Origin of the sequence: Sulfurimonas sp. NW15 (assembly GCF_051132285.1) — a bacterium.
In the GTDB taxonomy this organism is placed as follows: domain Bacteria; phylum Campylobacterota; class Campylobacteria; order Campylobacterales; family Sulfurimonadaceae; genus Sulfurimonas; species Sulfurimonas hydrogeniphila.
The window spans coordinates 402063-421432 of sequence record NZ_CP093237.1 but is presented as its reverse complement, the minus strand read 5'-3'; the positions used below and the strand labels follow the sequence as shown (position 1 = coordinate 421432).

General features: G+C 38.0%; 20 protein-coding genes. 5 read left to right on the top strand and 15 right to left on the bottom strand.

Features of this window, described 5'->3' with window-relative positions; translation table 11 throughout:
- Positions 1-31 precede the first annotated feature (31 nt).
- Together MLC52_RS02090 and MLC52_RS02085 are read left to right on the top strand one after the other, a co-directional pair.
- The gene (locus tag MLC52_RS02090; RefSeq protein ID WP_434581074.1) at positions 32-622 is read left to right on the top strand and encodes a hypothetical protein; all 591 of its coding nucleotides are present in this window, start codon (positions 32-34) and stop codon (positions 620-622) included.
- Positions 623-761: 139 nt separating this feature from the next.
- Positions 762-1064 carry a hypothetical protein gene (locus MLC52_RS02085; RefSeq protein ID WP_151901058.1) on the top strand — a complete coding sequence of 101 codons (303 nt, stop codon included), beginning with the start codon at positions 762-764 and terminating at the stop codon, positions 1062-1064.
- 15 nt (positions 1065-1079) lie between these two features.
- On the opposite strand, the gene MLC52_RS02080 is transcribed toward MLC52_RS02085, so the two are convergent.
- From MLC52_RS02080 to MLC52_RS02070, 3 genes are all read right to left on the bottom strand, one after another.
- Complete coding sequence (locus MLC52_RS02080) at positions 1080-1445, bottom strand: hypothetical protein (protein ID WP_434581072.1); 366 nt, start codon at positions 1443-1445, stop codon at positions 1080-1082.
- A 103-nt stretch (positions 1446-1548) separates the two neighbouring features.
- Positions 1549-1998, bottom strand: coding sequence for a hypothetical protein (locus tag MLC52_RS02075; protein WP_151901060.1), 450 nt, complete (start codon positions 1996-1998; stop codon positions 1549-1551).
- A gap of 107 nt (positions 1999-2105) precedes the next feature.
- Positions 2106-3236, bottom strand: coding sequence for a DUF819 domain-containing protein (locus tag MLC52_RS02070; RefSeq protein ID WP_434581070.1), 1131 nt, complete (start codon positions 3234-3236; stop codon positions 2106-2108).
- A 269-nt stretch (positions 3237-3505) separates the two neighbouring features.
- Here MLC52_RS02070 and MLC52_RS02065 point away from each other — a divergent pair, with 269 nt between their 5' ends.
- Positions 3506-4249, top strand: a complete 744-nt coding sequence (locus MLC52_RS02065) for an exonuclease domain-containing protein (protein ID WP_434581068.1) — start codon at positions 3506-3508, stop codon at positions 4247-4249.
- Here MLC52_RS02065 and MLC52_RS02060 read toward each other — a convergent pair.
- A complete protein-coding gene (locus MLC52_RS02060; RefSeq protein WP_434581066.1) occupies positions 4227-5579 on the bottom strand; it encodes a Na+/H+ antiporter NhaC family protein in 1353 nt (450 codons plus the stop codon). The genes MLC52_RS02065 and MLC52_RS02060 overlap by 23 nt on opposite strands.
- A gap of 42 nt (positions 5580-5621) precedes the next feature.
- Positions 5622-6257 (bottom strand): acyl-CoA acyltransferase, encoded by a 636-nt coding sequence (locus MLC52_RS02055; RefSeq protein WP_230973265.1) that lies wholly within the window; start codon positions 6255-6257, stop codon positions 5622-5624.
- Positions 6258-6315: 58 nt separating this feature from the next.
- On the opposite strand from MLC52_RS02055, the gene MLC52_RS02050 reads away from it, so the two are divergent.
- Positions 6316-7008, top strand: coding sequence for a L,D-transpeptidase family protein (locus MLC52_RS02050; RefSeq protein WP_434581064.1), 693 nt, complete (start codon positions 6316-6318; stop codon positions 7006-7008).
- Positions 7009-7016: 8 nt separating this feature from the next.
- Here the strand turns inward: MLC52_RS02050 and argS are convergent, their stop codons facing one another.
- From argS to rpsB, 9 genes are all read right to left on the bottom strand, one after another.
- On the bottom strand, positions 7017-8612 hold the full coding sequence (argS, locus tag MLC52_RS02045) for an arginine--tRNA ligase (protein WP_151901064.1): 1596 nt from the start codon (positions 8610-8612) through the stop codon (positions 7017-7019).
- A 3-nt stretch (positions 8613-8615) separates the two neighbouring features.
- On the bottom strand, positions 8616-8846 hold the full coding sequence (locus MLC52_RS02040; protein WP_151901065.1) for a Sec-independent protein translocase subunit TatA/TatB: 231 nt from the start codon (positions 8844-8846) through the stop codon (positions 8616-8618).
- Positions 8847-8933: 87 nt separating this feature from the next.
- Complete coding sequence (gene gmk / locus MLC52_RS02035; RefSeq protein ID WP_151901066.1) at positions 8934-9554, bottom strand: guanylate kinase; 621 nt, start codon at positions 9552-9554, stop codon at positions 8934-8936.
- A complete protein-coding gene (locus tag MLC52_RS02030) occupies positions 9551-10906 on the bottom strand; it encodes a hypothetical protein (protein ID WP_434581062.1) in 1356 nt (451 codons plus the stop codon). The genes gmk and MLC52_RS02030 overlap by 4 nt, the downstream gene beginning before the upstream one ends.
- Before the next feature lie 71 nt (positions 10907-10977).
- A complete protein-coding gene (gene fliR / locus MLC52_RS02025) occupies positions 10978-11742 on the bottom strand; it encodes a flagellar biosynthetic protein FliR (protein WP_151901068.1) in 765 nt (254 codons plus the stop codon).
- 10 nt (positions 11743-11752) lie between these two features.
- Entirely contained in the window at positions 11753-12397 is a 645-nt protein-coding gene (locus tag MLC52_RS02020; RefSeq protein ID WP_434581060.1) for an ABC transporter ATP-binding protein, read from the bottom strand.
- A 29-nt stretch (positions 12398-12426) separates the two neighbouring features.
- Positions 12427-13632, bottom strand: a complete 1206-nt coding sequence (locus tag MLC52_RS02015) for an NAD(P)/FAD-dependent oxidoreductase (protein WP_434581058.1) — start codon at positions 13630-13632, stop codon at positions 12427-12429.
- Between the two features lie 85 nt (positions 13633-13717).
- Complete coding sequence (gene tsf / locus MLC52_RS02010; RefSeq protein WP_151901071.1) at positions 13718-14770, bottom strand: translation elongation factor Ts; 1053 nt, start codon at positions 14768-14770, stop codon at positions 13718-13720.
- 2 nt (positions 14771-14772) lie between these two features.
- Positions 14773-15552, bottom strand: coding sequence for a 30S ribosomal protein S2 (gene rpsB, locus MLC52_RS02005; RefSeq protein ID WP_434581056.1), 780 nt, complete (start codon positions 15550-15552; stop codon positions 14773-14775).
- A 302-nt stretch (positions 15553-15854) separates the two neighbouring features.
- On the opposite strand from rpsB, the gene MLC52_RS02000 reads away from it, so the two are divergent.
- Positions 15855-17420 carry a DUF3373 family protein gene (locus tag MLC52_RS02000; RefSeq protein WP_434581054.1) on the top strand — a complete coding sequence of 522 codons (1566 nt, stop codon included), beginning with the start codon at positions 15855-15857 and terminating at the stop codon, positions 17418-17420.
- Here the strand turns inward: MLC52_RS02000 and MLC52_RS01995 are convergent.
- On the bottom strand, positions 17417-19354 hold the full coding sequence (locus MLC52_RS01995) for an EAL domain-containing protein (protein ID WP_434581053.1): 1938 nt from the start codon (positions 19352-19354) through the stop codon (positions 17417-17419). The two genes, MLC52_RS02000 and MLC52_RS01995, sit on opposite strands and share 4 nt — an antisense overlap.
- Positions 19355-19370: the final 16 nt, after the last annotated feature.

The following is a 19370-nucleotide window of genomic DNA, read 5'->3' as shown; positions in this document are numbered from 1 at the left end:
ACAAAAAAAATTATTGTGAGGTACTGATTATATGGCTACTCAAGAAACAAAACGGTATATGGAAATGCAAATGCAGGAGCTTAAAGAAGCCTGTGCCGCAAATGAAGAAGAAAAAAACCCTGCTCCAAAAAAAGCAAACAACAATAGGGACAAAAATGCTGAAATTGCAAAACTCTATGAAGATGCAGCCGAGTATGAAGAAGATTTAAAAGGCTTTCAAGAAGAACTTGAAATAGTCAATGCAAATGAATTTAAAGATATTCCCGACTTGTTAAAAGAAAAATTCTCAACACAGGAGAGAGACTATGCACAGGAGATAAGAACTCTTTTGGAAGCTACGTGGGCACACTATGTAAATGTGGAAAAAACACATCCTCAGGAGCAGCTTGATATTATAAAAACAACTGCGTTAGATGAAATTGTCACAGCACTTGCCAAAGCCTACCCTGATTATGAAGGTGATTTTGAGTCAGATATAAAAGAGATACTTGTCAAGAGATGGGAAATGCTCATAGCAATCAAAAAAGAGCATATCAAAGAAGAGATAGCAGAAATCAAAATATTAGGTCTTAAGCCGAATTATGTCCAAAGAATCTATAAACAGTTTCATGGCATAGAATAAGAAAATATGATGTAAGAGCAGTTTTTCGTTTTTTACACACTTTTGTCATGTTTCAGAAAAAGAGTTCTCATATCTGCATGGATACTGTTAACTTTGCTATAATTATTCTATAGACGATATTATTTCAGGAGAGTTTGTTATGGACGCAGTAACGAAAGAAAAATTAGAGAAAGTTGTTACACTGGTAAACAAAGCGATGGTAGATCCGGATATAGATATTGATTATTGTATACCCGGTGTTGAAACAACGGTAAAAGAGTGTGATGTATCAGAAACCCCTTTTGTATTAGTTACCTATGTTTTGGGTGATTACAACAAACATACACGTAAAATTCATTTGGATGCAACCTTATTGCGGGAAACACCCGAGGAGATCGCCAACAGAATAACATTTTCCATTGAAGAGTTCAAAGGTGAAATAGATTCTGTAGAGATGGGCTGATGCCCTCTCTGTTTTTTATTTTACAGTAAAAGGAATTTCATCCAGTGAAAAATCTTTTAATTTGGAAGTTATCCATTCATACTCTTTAGAATTTTCATTGACATAAAAATAAAGTGCTCCGCCGTCTTCGTCATTTTGGACAAGAATATTACTCTCGTTTTGCAACTCCCAGGCAGCCAAGCCTTCATATTGTGTGAACTCTTTTGCAAGCACATAGCTTTGCAGTGTTATTCCCTTTTCCAGTGAATAAAAAAGAAATCTTTTCGAAGCGATATCTGAAACTTTGACAGGAACAGATGCATTTAAATTAAATATTTTATACTCAAAAGCATCCAATAATTCGGACAAAAACTCTTGACTCCATGCCATAACTTTTTTCATACATTGAGAAGTTTCAGGATCTAAATTGTCTCTGTCCAAATAAAATGTATTATAATCCTTACAGATATTACTGTATTCAATGCCAATGCCTATTTTTTTCAAACTAAACTTCTTTTACCACTTTTACATCATTTCCGACTGCAATTCCGCCGTATTCAAGAGGCGTTACAAAAAGACCGCGTTTTCCTTTTATCAGTGCAGGAAGTTCAGGAGCGAATGCATACAGATACCGGTAATCTTCACACGGCCCGTTAACTTCAAAAAGCATCTCGCCGATCTCTATTATCGAACCTTTGTTGAGATGATACAGGTCAACATCCACGTAAATATCTTCCATTAAAAGTCCTCTTTCAAACACAAGTTCTGCATCTTCTATGATGTCATAACTTTTTTTTGAAACCAAAACCATTGGCTTCACTTCACCGTTGTCATAGTCTCTGCTCCCAACAATTCCGTTCTCATCGCAATCAAAGTCTTCACATTTCATACGATGCCCCGCACGCATCATATCAGGCATCGTCACAAACAACGATAATACTTTTCCCTCTGTCATTTCTTATCCTTCATATCATTATAAAATTTTAATGATAGTAACATAATTTGTCTGTAGCCTTATTACTAATTTTAATTAGATAAATAAAATAATAATAGATAAATTCTCTACTGCGTGCTGTAAATAAGTATATATCCGACCAAAAGCCCGCCAAAAGTTCCTATCAAATACCCCATTATTGCCATCAGTACACCTATACTTACAAGTGCTTTGTTGTAAGTTGCCGCAAGAATTGGTGCCGAAGCCACACCGCCTATGTTTGCCAGAGAGGCAACCGAGATACTGAATAAATCGAGCTTGAATATTTTTGCCCCTGCCACCATTATCAATGCATGCACAAGCAAGACGGCAAAACCGGCAAAAACATACATGCCAAGACCACTGAAGCTTTCTATGACAGCACGAGAACCTATCAGTGCTATTAAAATATAGAGCATGGTTGTTGCCACTTCGTTTGAACCGTTTATAAACCGTAATTTTGTAAAAGAGCCGAGCACCCCTAAGAGTGTGGAAAAAATAACAATACTTGTCGTTGTATTGAGTATCACCAATTTTTCGGCTATTATCTGAGAAAACAGAGATGCTCCGAGTGCCAGAAGAATTAGGAACCAGTATCTTTTGGCACCCACAGAACAGGCACAACCGATTTTATCCAGATAGGCAAGTTTTTCTTCACTCTTTGTAAACCTGTTGAATATTTTTGCAAAAGGGACCAAAAAAAGCAAGAGCATCACCCATACAGTATAATTGACACTGTCCACAACAAGAGCATAGGCAAAGGCATCTTCACTTACATGTAAAGCACTTCCGACAGCGATCATATTTGCCGTACCTCCCATCCAACTCCCTGCGAGTGCGCCAAATGCTGCTGCTGTTACTTTGTCAAACCCAAACAAATATGCAACGGCTATAAAGGCAAAAGCAATGGAAAAAACAGCTAAAACATAAGCGATCAAAAGCGATTTTTTGAGCTTGAAAAAATGCTTAAAATCCACTTCCAAAAGCATCAAAAAAAGCATTGCCGGCAGCAGATTCGTTTTTGTCAGTCTGTAGACAGCTGTAATCTCCTGATTTTGCGCAAACACTTCCGAAGAGGCAAGCAGCATAGAAAAAGCATATATCAGCACAACAACAGGAATATACTCGAAAAATTTGTGTTTTGTTTTGATTTGTGCAAAACTGAGTGCTGCTACAAGTAAAGCAAGTGTAAAAAGATATATCAAAGGAGAGTCAATCAAAGCTTTAACCTACTTTTTCATTAGTATATCATATAATAGCGACATGGTAAATCAAAGCAAATTAGCCTGGGGTTAAAACCTCACTGCCATTAAGCTAAGAAAATTAATGCTTTCTCGGAACCGGTACTTCAGTGCCGGCTGTTGCAATAGTCTTGCCACTTTCAGCCGGCACTGAAGTACCGGTTCCAAATAAATGCTTAACTTAATGGCAGTGAGGTTTTAGCCTAGGTTCCAATATGCTTTATAATATAATTAAAAGTGAAACTCTGATGGCAAAAAAATATGTGATTTTAGATACAGAAACAACAGGCACAAATGAAGAAGACAGAATAATTCAACTCGGTTATATGGTTTTAGGCACAAAAGAGATAGAAGTGCATAACGAATTTTGTTCTGCTGATATTGCTATAAAATACGGTGCGATGGAAGTACATGGGATTACACCTGATTTGATTGAAGGCAAGCCGCCTTGTGTAGAGACACAGGCATACAAAAGACTTCTTGAATTAAATACTGCAGAGAATTATCTCATCATTCACAATGCCCCTTTTGATATAACAATGCTCGAAAAAGAAGGCTTTGTAACACAGATGAAAGTTATAGATACGCTAAGGGTTGCAAAACATGTTATGCCGGATGAAGAGGCGCACAGACTGCAGTATTTTCGCTATAAAATGGAACTCTACAAAGAAGAAGAAAAAGAGGCCGAGGCACTTGGCATCGTTGTCAAGGCCCATGATGCCATCGGTGATGTCCTTGTCTTGAAACTCTTTCTCTCTAAACTCAAAGATATTATCCAAGAACAGTTTCCAAATGAAAATCCTGTTGAAAAGATGGTCGATTTAACCAACACTCCTATTTTGGTACAAACATTCAGATTTGGAAAACACAAAGGCAAAAGTCTTGAAGAAGTTGCAAGTGAAGATGCAGGATATCTGCGATGGATGTTGAAGAATATGGAAAATATTGATGAAGATCTGCGCTACTCTATCAACTACTACCTGGAGTCATAAATCCAAACAGTATAAACAGAAAAAAAGCAATAAAACCGCTTATAAGCGCATAAGGGAGTTGTGTCTTTACATGTTCGATTACCTCACAATCACTTGCCAAAGAGGAGATAATTGTCGTATCAGAAATAGGAGAACAGTGATCCCCAAAAACACCGCCGCTGATAACCGCTCCTATTGCCAAAGCCACATCAGCATCCATCCCAACAGCCATCGGTACGGCTATGGGTATCATAATGCTGAAAGTACCCCAGGATGTTCCTGTGGAAAAGGAGATAATGCTGCTGAGCAAAAATATCACACCGCTTAAAAGAAACAGACTCAGAGACTCATTGGCAAGTGAAGCCAGATACTCCCCTGTTTTCAAGTCAACCGTTACTTCTCCTATAGCAAAAGCAAAAAGCAGTATCACAGCAATCGGAAAAAGTTTTTTGGCTCCAATGTAAGCACTTTTTGTATAAGTTTTTACAGACATGTTTTTTGTCCCGACATAATAGAGAAACATTACACTCAAAGTAGCAAGCATTGTATAGTAAATAGAAGTCGAACCGCTTCCTTTGAGCATATTGCCCTCTCCCGTTATGTATAAGAATACAAATACAAATGCAATCATCAAAAAGATCGGGATAAGCATATAATTCATACTCACATGCGCGTTTACATGTAAAGAAGTTTTGGCTAAAGACAGCTTGGCATGTTTCATCGCGCCAATGTCAATATTAAACCAAACAGCCAAAAAAGTAACAATTAAAGCACTCATGGCATAAAAATTATACATGACGCTATGGAGTAATAAATTTACATTATCACCTTCTATGATGCCTGTTTGTATTTGCGTCGCAATCAGTCCGAGCAAAAGTGCACCCCAGCCATTAAGAACAATTAAAGAGCTGACAGGCGCAGAAGTGGAGTCACAGACAAAAGCCAATTTGGCATGCGGCACTTTTTCTTTGTCGCAAAGAGGTCTGCCGACAGCTCCTGCTATTAAAGAGGTTATAGAAGATTCTATAAAAATCAATACACCGATAAAATAACTGACAAGCAAAGCGGAACGGGGAGAATTGACAAGTCTTGTTTTTTGGGTCATAAAAGAGACAAATCCGTTAATGCCTCCGCTTTTTTGCATCAACTCCATAACGCTTCCGACAAGCACTGCAAAAGCCAGTGTCTTAAGTATCCACCCTTCACTTAACAAAGAGAAAAAAAGTGCAACGAGAGCATCAGCCGTTGCAAGGAATGAAAAACCATGCAGAAAAAAAAGTCCTAAAAATATACCGCCAGATAAAGAGAGTACAATATTTTTGGTATAGAGCGCCAAAATAATGGCTAACAAAGAAGGGAGAACCGAGAGAGAAGAGAGTTCTATAAGAAGCCTTTAGAATTCCATAGCCAGAAGCATAACACCGGCTCTGCCAAAAATTTCTCTGTACGCATCACACTCTTTTTTATCGACAATTTCAAAGCCGAGTCTTTTGTAAAAAAGTTCTGCTTCCAAAGACCCTATCTCTATAACGGTCTGTACAATACTGTAGCCCTTGAGTCTTGCAGTGAGCAGACTTTTTTGCATCAATGCTTTGAGTACACCCACATCAATAAATCCCTCAAGTTCTTCCATAAAATCAAACATCAATCTGCTTTTGCTTGTATTAAAACTGCATTCATACACAACTTCCAACGGTTTTTGGATCTCATCACCGCAACCTATCTCTTTGAGGGCCTCTTCAAAAGCCTCTTTTGTTGCAATTCTGGGCTCATAGCTGCATAAGCTTCCCACACTCTTTCCGTCCATTTGCGCTATTAAAAAATTTTTGTAATGGCAATGACTTTTTGACTGTGTCTGTGTAAGCTTTTGTAGTTTTTCCAAGACTTCTGTATCATTATCTGTCCCAAAAAGCACATCAAAAAGACCCTTCTTTTTCCCTGCCCGTGAACTTTGTAAAATCATTTGTGCTAAAAAAGAAGCATCTTCAGCCGTAGCCTGTTTTATTTTAAGACTCATTGTTTTATCCAAACTTTAATTTTATCTATTTTACTCTTGACATCGTATAATAGTAATAGTACCATACTTTATGATAAAAAGTTTCTTAATTACAGCAAGTTTGTCAATTTTCTTGTTTTCTTCCCAGCAAATAGTGCTCGTTGTTGCCAATGATATGAACAGTTCATCGGCAAAACTCGAATGTTATGAGGGCTCAAACAAAGTCTTTGAGACAATGAGCGTCAATTTGGGGAAAAATGGATTAGGCTGGGGTGCAGAAAGCAGGGAATTTCAAAAAAAGCCTGATGAAGCGTTGAAATATGAAGGTGACAAAAAAGCACCTGCAGGGATTTTCAGCCTAAGTGCAATTTTTGGTTACGCTCCAAAAAGCAATTATAAAATGCCCTATCTTTATGCTGAAAAAAATCTGATATGTGTTGATGATACAAACTCAAATTTCTATAATCAGATAATTATGGCACAGGGAGATGAAAAAAGCTTTGAATATATGAAACGAAACGATGTCCAGTACAAAACAGGCATAGTCGTTGATTATAACAAAAAGTCAGCAAGAGGAAGAGGTTCATGTATATTTATGCATATTGAGCGTGCACCGAAGAGTCCCACTGTCGGCTGTACTTCCATGAGTGAAAAAGATATAAAAAAGATTGCCGGCTGGCTTGATAAGAAGAAAGACCCTATTTTAGTGCAGATTCCAAAAAAATCCTCTAAAAAGGTTCTCAAACTTTATCCGCAGCTGAAAAATTCCGAATTGCTCAAATAAAAAGAGGATTACTCCTCTTCTTTAGACATTTTATCTTTGGCTGCAATACCCATAAGTGAAAGTCCTGTTTTTATACTCAACGCAACCATCAGCATGAGCTTTAAAAGCTTTGCTTCATCTTCTGTACCGATCATGCGCACATCATAATAAAACTTATGCAAAGAAGCTGCCAGAGATTTCAGGTAATCAGTTAATTTCTGCACCTGTCTTGTGTTAAAAGCATCTTCAATGATTTCAGGCAGTAAAAGTGCATCAAACAATAGTGTATCTGCATTTTCTCCAAGATTTTTCAAACTTGCATTTGCAATATCCTCTTTGGAAACAGTTGCCTTGGAGAGCAGTGTCTGAATACGTGCATGTGCATATTGGATATAAAATATAGGATTCGAGCTGTCCTGTTTTTTAAACTCTGCCAAATCAAATTCGAGTGCGGTATCGCTCTTTTTCGATGCAAAAATAAAACGCAGAGCATCTGCACCTATCTCTTCGACTATATCACTCATAAGTATGACATTGCCGGCACGCTTACTCATTTTATACGGTTCGCCGTCTTTTAAAAGACTTACCATCTGAGAAAGCAGCACTTCAAGTTTTTTTGAGTCATATCCCAGATATTCAACTGCTGCCTTCACACGGGCAATGTATCCGTGATGATCCGCTCCCCAGATATTAATATAATGATCATACCCGCGTTCAAATTTTTGATTGTGATAGACTATATCGCCGGCAAGATAAGTCGGGCGACCGTCTTCACGGACAACAACTCTGTCTTTTTCATCACCTTTAGCCTCTGAAGCTATCCAGAGTTTGCCCTCTTTTTCATAAATGCCGTCGCCCATCTTTTGCATCACTCTGCCCCAGTCAGCATACAAAGTTGATTCATACACAAAAGTGTCAAAGAAAATATTCAAATCACCCAAATCTTTGACAATGATTTTCATCACTTCATCTTTTGCCCAAAGCGCCAACTCTTTTTGACGAGATTCATCATAAAAAATTTCTCTGCCGAATTTTTCCATCGCATCACGGGCAAGTGCATCCAAATACTCTCCGCGGTAATAACTCTCAGGATATTCTACCGTTTCATCTAAAAGATGATCTCTTGCATAAAGCTGAATAGAAAGTCCAAGCAGATCAATCTGATTGCCGGCATCATTTACATAATATTCGGCTGTTATATCATATCCGAGATGTTTTGCCAGACGGTACAGAGTATCGCCGTAAACAGCACCTCTTGCATGACCGATATGCAGAGGTCCGGTTGGATTTGCACTGACAAATTCTAAAAGTATTTTTTGGTTTTTTTCCTGTTTTGCAAACTCTGCAGGATTCTCCAAAGCCCAGGAAGCATACTCAGCTAAAAAATCTTCACTTAAACGAAAATTCAAATAGCCTTTGACGGCCTCTACTTTGGAAAATACTTCACTCTCTTCAAAAGATGAAGCCAGTTCATCCGCAATGACCATCGGAGATTTTCTGAGTTCTTTTGCCAAAGAAAATGCTATAGGAGTAGCAAAGTGACCAAAAGAACGATCACGTGGCTTTTCTAAAACAACTTCACGACCTATTTTTTCGCGTAATAACGCCGATACACGTTGTTTCAATGTTTAGGCTTGTGTTGTAGATTTAGGAGTTGATTCAGTAGAAGCTACTTCATCACTTTTTTCAACTTTTTTCGGTGTCTCAACTTCTACTTCATCAACCTCTTTCATTTCTGCTTTGAAGTTTTTGATTCCTTTTCCGAGACCTTTTGCTAAATCAGGTATCTTTTTTGCTCCAAATAATAAAACGATAATTCCGAAGATTATCAGTAGTTCAGTTCCACTAGGCATTCCCATATTTTTTCCTTGTTATAAATTATGTTGTGAAGTATAACTCACATTTGCTGTAAATTCTCTTATCACTATATATTATGTTTTGAAGTTTTACAAATCTTCCCATTTTTGGACAAATTTGTTAATCTCTTCATTTGATTTTTTAAATCTTGCAACAGTTGCAATAAGACGCAGTTTTTCAGCAGCAGCATCCAAATCATCATTTATCAAAAGATATTCATACTCAGAGACTCTCTGAATTTCACGTCTGGCCATTTGAATTCTGCGTTCTATCACTTCTTGCGCATCCGTCTGTCTGTTTTGCAGTCTTCTTTTCAATTCACTCAGCGTCGGTGGCGTAATAAACACAGAAGTTGTAATATCCCCGAGCCGACTGTTAATTGCACTGTTCCCCTGCACGTCTATGTCAAAAATAACCAGTTTTCCTTCAGAGAGCGCTTTTTTAACCGGCTTGAGTGAAGTTCCGTAGTAATTTCCATGCACAATGGCATACTCTAAAAACTGATCTTCTTCTATCTCTTTTTTAAACTCTTCTTCATCCACAAAATAATAATCCACACCATCCGCTTCTCCCTCTCTCATAGGACGTGTTGTTGTAGATATGGAAAAATAACATTCACCGATATCATCGATAATTTTATGGATTAAAGAACTTTTTCCCGCCCCGCTTGGACCGGAAAGAACCAAAACTGCCCCGTGAATAGCACTCATGAGTTGTCACCCAATGTAATATTTATACTGATTTTCATTCCTTTCATAGATGCTGCAACATCTTTGTCACTGAGTGCCTCAAGAAGTTTTTTCAGTGCTTCGACTCCACTGTTTTGTTCTTTATTCTCCTCTTCAGACTCTACTGTTTCTTCAGGTTCTAAAAGATCCGTCTCTTCTGCTGTTTCTTCCTCTGTCTCTTCTCCCAGAGCCTCTTTTAAATCTTTGCTTGTCAGGCTCTCCAACGGATCAATCTCGTTTTTTGCTATTTGAAGCAGAGTATCTTCATCCAGTTCGCTCTCTAAATCTTCTTGTGTCAGATTTTCAACAGCATTTTGAATTTCTTCTTCCAGGCTTGCATCTTCTGCCTCTTGCGGCATCTCTAAATCATCTACAGGATCACGCGAAATATCGACATCTGCTTCGTCTTCCAAATCCAATGCCAGATCCATTGCCAGGTCACCCTCTTGGGCATTGAGTTCATCTGTGACAATTTCGTCTATTTCCTCTTCAAGCTCTTCTACTGTTGCTGTATCGAGTTCTTGCAATTCTTCGTCTTCAAGTGCTTTGACTTCCTCTTCCAAATCAAAACTCTCCTCCTCTGAAATATCAGCGTCTGCTTCATCTTCCAGATCCAATGCCATGTCATAAGCCTCCATGAGATCCTCTTCTTCGGCAGATGCCTCTTCTGCTTCCGGTTTTTGCTCCGGTGCCTCTTCATCCAAAGACTCATCCAGGGAAAACTCTTCTTCATTTAATCCCATCTCATCCAGTTCCAGACTCTCAAGATCATTTTGTACTTCCTCATCAAAAGAGAGATCTTCTTCATTTTCATCAAGCAGATCTTTTACCTTCTGTGCCTCTTCATCATCCAGTACGCTTTCACCGAAATCTTCTTCATCATCATCCAAAATCAACTCATCATCCAGGTCCAAATCATCAGTCAGCGTATCCAAATCACCCAAATCATCCAATTCTTCTATTTCATTCTCTTGTGCATGCAGTTCTTCAACCGGCATCTCATCTGCTTCTTTTTTGATTTCTTTTTCCAACATCATAAAAAGTTCTACCAAATCAGTCGGTAAAAAAGGTTTTTTCAGTATTGATGAAAAAGAATCTCTCTCTTTGGCATCTTTTGCACATATAAACAGTGATTTCTTATATTTTACTTTTCCCTCTAATTCATGCAGTAAATCATCAGTGTAAACACTGTCATCAACAATAAGCAAATCATAATCATGTGATGAAATCTCCTCAAGACCAGAGACTGTTTCTACTTCATCAGAAGTTTTTTGTGCACTGAGCGTCACTAATTTATTTACAACGGGATTATCATTTAAAAGCAGTATTTTCACGCATATTCCTTTGGATGATCTATTGATTGAATTTCAAAAATCTCTATTAGCACTATTGTATCAAAAAAAAACTAAAAAAGTATTTCCAAAGAGTTGAATGCTTCTTGAATTTCTCCCTTGAGTAATAGCATAATTGTAGTAAAAGTTGCTATAAGCACGACAAAAGCCACCATTATTTTAATTGGAAAGCCAATGACCAGAAGGTTAAACTGAGGCATTGTCTTCATAAGCATCCCAAATATGACATCGGCCAGCCATGAAAGTGCAATTACGGGAAAAGCAATAATAAAACCGACCAAAAACATGTTTGATGCCGCATGCATAATGTAGTGGAACAGATCTTTACTCATCATGAAACCGCCCAGAGGCACTGTTTTTAAAGAATGGTCGACAAAAAGCAGCATCCAGTGATGCAGATTGAGTACAAGCAAAATCATTAAGCCCATCAAAGAGAGAAACTGAGAAATTATAGGCATTGAAATGCCTGACTGCGGATCAATAGCACTTGCCATCGAAAAGCCCATCATAAAAGATATTTGACCGCCTGCAAAAGTAATGACATTATAGGCAAGCTGCAATACAACGCCCACTGACAGACCCAGCAAAAGTTCACCCAGTATAGCAATGACAACAGTAGGCACATCAATACTTATATGCAGGGGAGGCATAGAAGAGTAAAAAACGACTGTAAAGAAAAAAGCCATGGTCGCTTTAATGTTCATTGGGATATTTTGATGATTGAAAATAGGCACAGCAATAAACAATCCGGCAAAACGAAAAAAAAGCAAAAGAAAGGCTACTACATTCGTTTCGTTAAGTATCTGTGTCCATCCCACTTTTCTAACCTTATTTAATTGGTTTCAATGCTTTGTCTTCAAGTTTATAGACTCGTTTACACATGTTGGCCAGACTATTGTCATGCGTTACAAGTATCATACCGGCATCATTCTCCTGACAATAATCAAAAAAAAGTTTCATTACTTCCGCAGCCGTTTTATTGTCAAGATTTCCTGTCGGCTCATCGGCAAATATTATTGAAGGTTTTTTTGTCAAAACCCTTGCAATAGAGACACGCTGTTGCTGTCCGCCTGAGAGTTCCGTGACTTTTTGGTGCATGCACTGCTCGATTTCCAAATCTTTGATTAAACTGTTGTCTATCTCTTTTTGTGAAAGAATTTGGGCAACTTCAAGATTTTCATAGGCGGTAAAGCCTTTAAAAAGATAATGGGATTGAAAAACTATACCGAGTTTGTTTCGTTTTATAAGCGTCAGCTCTTTTTTACTCATAGAGGCTGTCTCTTTTCCAAAAAGCGTAACAGTCCCCTTCTTTGGCTTCAAAAGAGTAGATAAAAGATGCAGCAACGTAGACTTTCCGCTCCCGCTCATACCGATAATAGCAATACTTTCATTACTTTCAAGAGAGAGGGAAACGTCAGAAAAAAGCTCATATTCAAATGAGTGTGATAAATTTTTGGCAGATAATAGATTCATAGGGCTATTATATTCTACTCTTGCTTATTTTAAGCATTAAAAATTTTATCACAGCCTTTTTTTGAACGTCTGTCCAGTTTTATAAAATAGACTTTTTCAATAAATTTTTTCATAACAAATGCCACAAATCCGCTGATGTATATATTGGAAATTTTTCCTGCTGCATACCTGCGTCCCAGGGCAATCAACATACCACGTGAACGGATATCATGCGCTTTGAGATTTTTGTTTGTGCCGATACGCATAATATTTTCACTGCACAACTCTGCCATCTGCTCAGCAACATCTGCCGTAGGTGCTATTAATTCACCTTTATTATACAAAGTGGCACAGTCACCTATGGCAAAAACCTCTTTTTTTGAACCTGCCTGCAGATACTCATTAATATTTAAAAAACCCCTCTCATTTTTCGGCAAGTCAAGTTTATAGATGAGTCCGTTTGGCTCAATTCCTCCGGCAAAAATCATAAAATCCATAGGTATGGTCTCTCCGTTGCTCAGTGTAACACTCTCTTGTGTCAAAGAGACCACTCTTGCCTCTGATTTTATAACGACTTCGAGATCCAGCAATCTTTTGTGAGACTTTTTAACTAAAAAATCATCCAAACCTTTGAGTATCTGCTTTGATGAACTGACAAGGACTATATTTAATTTTCTGCATAAAAAATTATTTTCACAATAAAACTCTTTTGCATATGATGCCATCTGTGCCGCTATTTCAACACCGCTCAATCCTGCACCGGCAACCACAATACTCAAAGCCTTACATGTAACACCGCTCTCCTGTACTTTTTTAAAAAGCGACATTTCAAACTTTTGTTTAAAATACATCGCACGATGCAATGCCTTGACTCCATGAGCATACTCTTTGAGACCCTTGATGCTGTTGACAAATTTTGTCCGTGCACCCACAGCTATAATAAGATAATCATAAGAAAACCGTTGTGTATCAGTAATAACTTTTTTATTTTCAAAGTCAATATTTTCGACTTCCTGTTTGTAAAAACTGACATTTCCCTCAAAACCGCTGCAGTAGGTAAAAAGATCGACACTCACTTTTGCAAAATCTTTTTCATTGGCAATAAGCTCATACACATCTGTCTGCATAAAATGATAGGCATTTTTATCAAAAAGTGTAATTTGATTGTTTTTGTCTTTGGCAAGATTTTCTACAGCCCTGAGACCGCCGTAACCGCCGCCGATAACAATAATTTTATTATAATTATTTATACTCATGCAAAAAGTATAGCATAAAATTCAGGAAAACGGAGTTTTTAAAAAAGGGAGGGGTTTGTAGTAAGAAATGAGTCAAGCCAAAGGCTTAGCTCATTTGTGCTGCAACTTCTGCTGCGAAGTCGTCTTCTTTTTTCTCGATTCCTTCACCTACTTCAAGGCGAATAAATTCAGTAATCTCGGCAGTACCGCCACATGCTTTTGCTGCTTTTTCAACTGCCTGAGCTACAGTTAATTTGTCATCTAAAACATATTGCTGGTCTAAAAGTGCCTGTTCCTGATCAAGAAGTGTGTTGTCTAAAATAAAACGGGCAATTTTACCAGGAATAATTTTGTCTAAAATTTTCTCAGGTTTTCCCTCTGCAAGCAATTCTGCTTTGATGTCAGCTTCAGCCTGCTTCATCACTTCATCAGTGAGTTGCATCATAGAGATGTATTTAGGTACATTTTTCAAAGGTTTTCCGAGTCTTTGCAACTCTTCATTCTCTTTTTTCAGTGCCTCAATACGACCCTGTGTTTCACTTGCAACATACTCAGGATCAAAATCTTTATAGCTGAGTGTTGTCGGTTTCATAGCCGATGCATGCATAGCAATCTGTTTCAATGTATCTTTCATGCACTCCGCAGTCTTTTCACTGTCACATTTTGCTTTTACAATAACGGCTATACGGCTGTTTGAGTGGATATATCCGTTTAATGCCTCATCCGGAGCAGCTGTAAGCGTACCAAAACGGCGTACTTCGATTTTTTCACCGATTTTCGTTACAGTTTCTGTAAACTTGGCACCGAATTCACTTGCCATAAGCGCATCAACATCAGCAGGCTGATTGTTGTATACCTCTTCTGCCGTATCTTTTACAAGATTTTGGAATCCTTCGTTTTGTGCAACGAAATCTGTTTCAGAATTTACTTCAACCACAGAAGCTTTCGAGTTGTCATCAGCCATTTTCAGTCCAACAAGACCTTCAGCCGCAACACGGTCAGCTTTTTTGGCTGCTTTGGCGATGCCGCGCTCTTTTAAAAGCTCTTTCGCTTTTTCCATATCTCCGTCAGCTTCAACTAAAACTTTTTTACAATCCATCATCGGTGCATCAGTTGCCTGACGCAACTCTTTTACCATTGCTGCTGTAACTGCTGCCATAATTATGCTTCCTCTGTAGTTTTTTCTTCAGTTGCAGGAGCTTCTGTAGCTGCTGCTTCTTCACTTACAGCTTCTTCTGTTTGCTCTTGCTCTGCCGGTGCATCGCGAAGTGCTTTTCCTTCATTGATAGCTGCTGTCATTTCACGACAAAAAAGCTGAATAGAACGGATAGCATCGTCATTACCAGGAATAGGATATGTGATAAGATCCGGATCACAGTTTGTGTCAAGCGGTGCTACAATTGGAATATCTAAACATCTTGCTTCCAAAACTGCAATATGCTCTTTTACCGCATCAACAACAAAAAGCATATCAGGAAGTTTTTTCATATCTTTGATACCACCGAAATACTGCTCAAGTTTGTCTTTTTTGCGAGAAAGCATTAATGCTTCTTTTTTCGTCAAAAGATCTATCTGTCCGTTTTCCTGCATTTGTGTAATCACATCAAGTTTACGAATAGACTTTTGAATAGTCGGGAAGTTTGTAAGCATTCCACCCAACCATCTGTTGTCTACATACGGCATACCACAAGCGATAGCTGCTTCTCTTACAGAATTACGTGCCTGCTTCTTTGTACCGACGAAAAGAATAGTCTTGCCCTCAGCTGCCGCATCCATAACAATAGTATATGTGTTACGGAAATAACGCAAAGTTTTTTGTAAATCTATAATATAGATATTTTTACGAACACCAAAAATGTATTTTTTCATTTTCGGGTTCCAACGACGTGTCTGGTGTCCGAAGTGTACACCGCATTCTAAAAGGTCTTTCATAGTTACCATAGGGTATCCTTAAAGGTTTTGTTTCAAACCAGAAATTTGTCAGTTGGCTTTGGTAATGTCGAACAATTATCCGTTAAAAAACGGGTTGCACTGACTTTTGACACATACCTGTTAATATTTTCTCTTACATGTAAAAGAAAAATCCGCGAATTATACTAAAACTTTATTTAAAGCCAGCTTTTTTAAAAATATGCAATTTTGCATTTGCATAACAAATATTTATATATATCTGCACTTGTTTAAAAGTAAATTTATCTTAAACAATGTATAGTATCACAGAAACAACACAAAAAAGGGATGAAATGAAGAAACCTCTACTGCTTTCTTTAGCAACTATTGCTATTTTAGGAACAACAAATGTAAATGCCGAATCAATGTATGACAGATTTCAAGCGATGGAACTTGAAATGAAAAAGATGAAAAAAGAGCTTGATGCCCTTAAAGCAAAAGAACAGGCATCTATGATGCAAGAAGATGCTGATGAGGAAGAATCGGCTGATGATACCGAGGCAACAGCTTCATCAGATGAAGAAGATGACGAAGATGATGATGAAATGACGGTAGAAGAGCAGCTCGCAGAGATTCAAGATTCCATTTCTAATCTCAACAGAAACACCAACGGAAATCACATAAAATTCAATGTTGATTACAGATTTGCCGTTGACAATCTTCAGTACAAAATGGCAGACGGCAGCACACAAAAGAACAATGCTTTTATGACAAACAGACTCTGGTTAAATATGAACTGGGCGGCTACAAAACACCTGAGTTTTACAGGACAACTTGCATACAACAAAGCATTCGGTGCCAGAAGCGGTGCCAACACAAATAGCAATTTTGAAACATTTGACTGGATAGCCAATGAAAATGCCTATGATGATACCTTGAGAGTACGTTCTGCATACTTTTTCTACAAAAACGACACCTTTATGGGCAGTGATATTCCCTGGACATTCAGTGTAGGACGCCGTCCTTCAACAAACGGACATCTTGTCAACCTGAGAGATGATGACCATGCAGCTTCTCCGATGGGGCACACAATCAATGTTGAATTTGACGGATTGAGCTCTAAATTTAATTTAGAGAACGTAACCGGTATTGACGGGATGTATGTCAAATTCTGTGCCGGCCGCGGCATGAGCAATGCAGCCCCAAGATTTAATACAGCCCCTTATGCAGATACAACTTCAAATGCATCTATAGACCTGGTTGGACTGATCTTTACTCCTTGGAGCGACGGACAGTATTCTGTTAATTCCCAGTACTATTATGCAGGAAACCTGATTGATGTTGTCAATCCCGCAAACCAGACACAAGGTTTTCAGACTGTCGGCAACATACACTCATTTACAGCCAACTTTGTGGCAAACGGTATAGGAGACGGAATCAATGACTTTTTAGACGATACACTCTTTTTTGTCAGTGGCGCGGTAAGTATTACAGACCCGGACAAAGGACAGAGCATGCTTGGCAGCGCGGTTGATGAAAGCGTGAAAGGGTATTCTTACTGGATTGGGCTGCAGGTACCTTCACTTGTGACAGAAGAGGGAAGATGGGGAATCGAATTTAATCACGGTTCAAAATACTGGAGAAGTATTACCTACGGTGAAGATACGAACATCGGTTCAAAACTCGCAGCTCGCGGCAATGCATACGAGGCATATTTTACAGAACCTTTGATAGAAGATATTTTATCTTTTCAGATTCGCTATACATATATAGACTATAAATATGCCGGAAGCAACGGCTTCTTCGGAAGCACTTCAGGAAATGCAATGAGCATTGACCAGGCAATTGCAGCCGGTTTAGGTTCCCAGGTCGTAGATACAGCCCAGGATATCCGTTTCTATCTCAGATACAGATACTAGTTTTTGGGTATCTCTTTATCTGGCTCAGCCAGATAAAAACCCTGTACCCGTTCAATATCAAGCGATTTGACTATTTCAAACACCGCTTGATTATGAACGAACTCCGCTACAATTACCAGGTTTAATTTCTTGGCAAAATCTACAATTGTTTCGACTACTATGCGTGCATTGTTATCTGTTTCAAGATTTTTAATAAGACTGCCGTCAATCTTAATGTAATCAACATCAAGCTTGAGCATATGCTCAAAATTGGAATACCCCGCACCAAAATCGTCTATAGAAATTTTACAGCCCAATGTTTTCATCTTGCGTATAAAAACTGAAACCTCTTCATAATTTTCAATCCCTTCCGTCTCAAGAATCTCAAAAACTATTTTTTTGCTGACACCGTATTTTTTAACGGTTTTTTGAATATACTGCACCATCTCTGCATCAAGCATATCATCAATAGAAAGATTGACCGAAAACGATGTATCTCTGTGCTCAAAATACTGACAGCTTTTACTCAGCATAATCTTTGTTAACTGCGGATAGAGTTTACTTTTTTGGGCAACATCTAAAAACCTGTAAGGACTGACAACTGAGCCGTCTGTCTCTATCAGGCGAATAAGGCATTCATAACTCACCGCTTTTTTCGTTCGGGTATCAAAAATAGGCTGGAAAAAAGGCACTATTCTCTCTTCTTTTATGGCAGCTTTCAGTTTTTTCACCCACTCCATATTTTCTTGATATTTTCTCTCTATTTCAAGTTTTTCATCATACAGCAGAAAATACTTTTTCTGCTCTTTGGCAACTTTAAGGGCAATATCTGCTTTTTCCAACATCTCATTGGGCTGCAATGTTCCACCCATTGTCACACGGATATAAATCTCGTTTTCTTCATAATGAAATACCATCTGTTCAATCTCTTTTGACAGACTGTTGACAATTCGCATAAAAGTCCTGTGAGAAGGCCTTGCTCTAAAGCACAGCGCAAATTCGTCTCCTGAGAGTCGTGTGACACTGATGTTTTGCTCCTCTTCGACAAAAGCCTGCAGTTTTTTTGCAAATTCTCTGAGGACATAATCCCCTGCAATCTGTCCGTAGAAATCATTTATCTCTTTAAAGTCATCTATATTTAAAATCAGCAATGCCCCGTCATTATTCAAATTTTCTATATTGTAAAAAAGTTTTTTTCTGTTGGGCAACTGTGTCAGATCATCTATAAAAAGCTGTCTTTTCAACTCTACTGTTTTCTTCTCGACTTCTCTTGCCAGATAGGCGTTGATATCTTTTTGTTTTCTTGCATAGTCAAATACTTTCTCCTGCATCTCATTTAATGCAGAGACTATAAGCGCGATCTCATTATTCTCTTGTATCGGTTCTATCTTTAATTTTTTCTCCGGTGTAAAACCTTTTAGTATATTGGCAATTTTTCGCAAAGGCTTGAGCAAATTATCTATATAGGCACCAAGAAATATAAATATCAGGAAAAGAATCACAAGCATTTTGAGAAGCAAATGTGTATACTGTTGTATAAGCTGTTCATAATTGTGATTTGAGTAGCTTAAAACAATTGTTCCTATTTTCTTCCTGGAATTTGGCTGAAGAATATCCCATTTGATGGTAAAAAGACTCTGATAACTGTTTTTAGATCTTGTTTCATAAATCAACCTGTCCTTTTCAAAAACCTTCACAGAGAGAATTTCTTTATTTTGCATTAACTGCTTCAGTTTCACATCAATTTGGTTTTCCAGTCCCAGATACATATCTACCGCTATCAAAGGTTCTATTGTTTTTAAGATGAGGGTTGCTTTTTGAAATTCCATATTGTAAAAGGCGTGTTTGTTTATTTTTTCAAATGCAAAAAAAATCCCTCCTATAATAATAAATGAGGTGATTACGATGGAGCTCATAATCCTGAATGAGAGCGATTTGAATTTTTTTTCTTTCATGCAGCAAGCCTGTTTT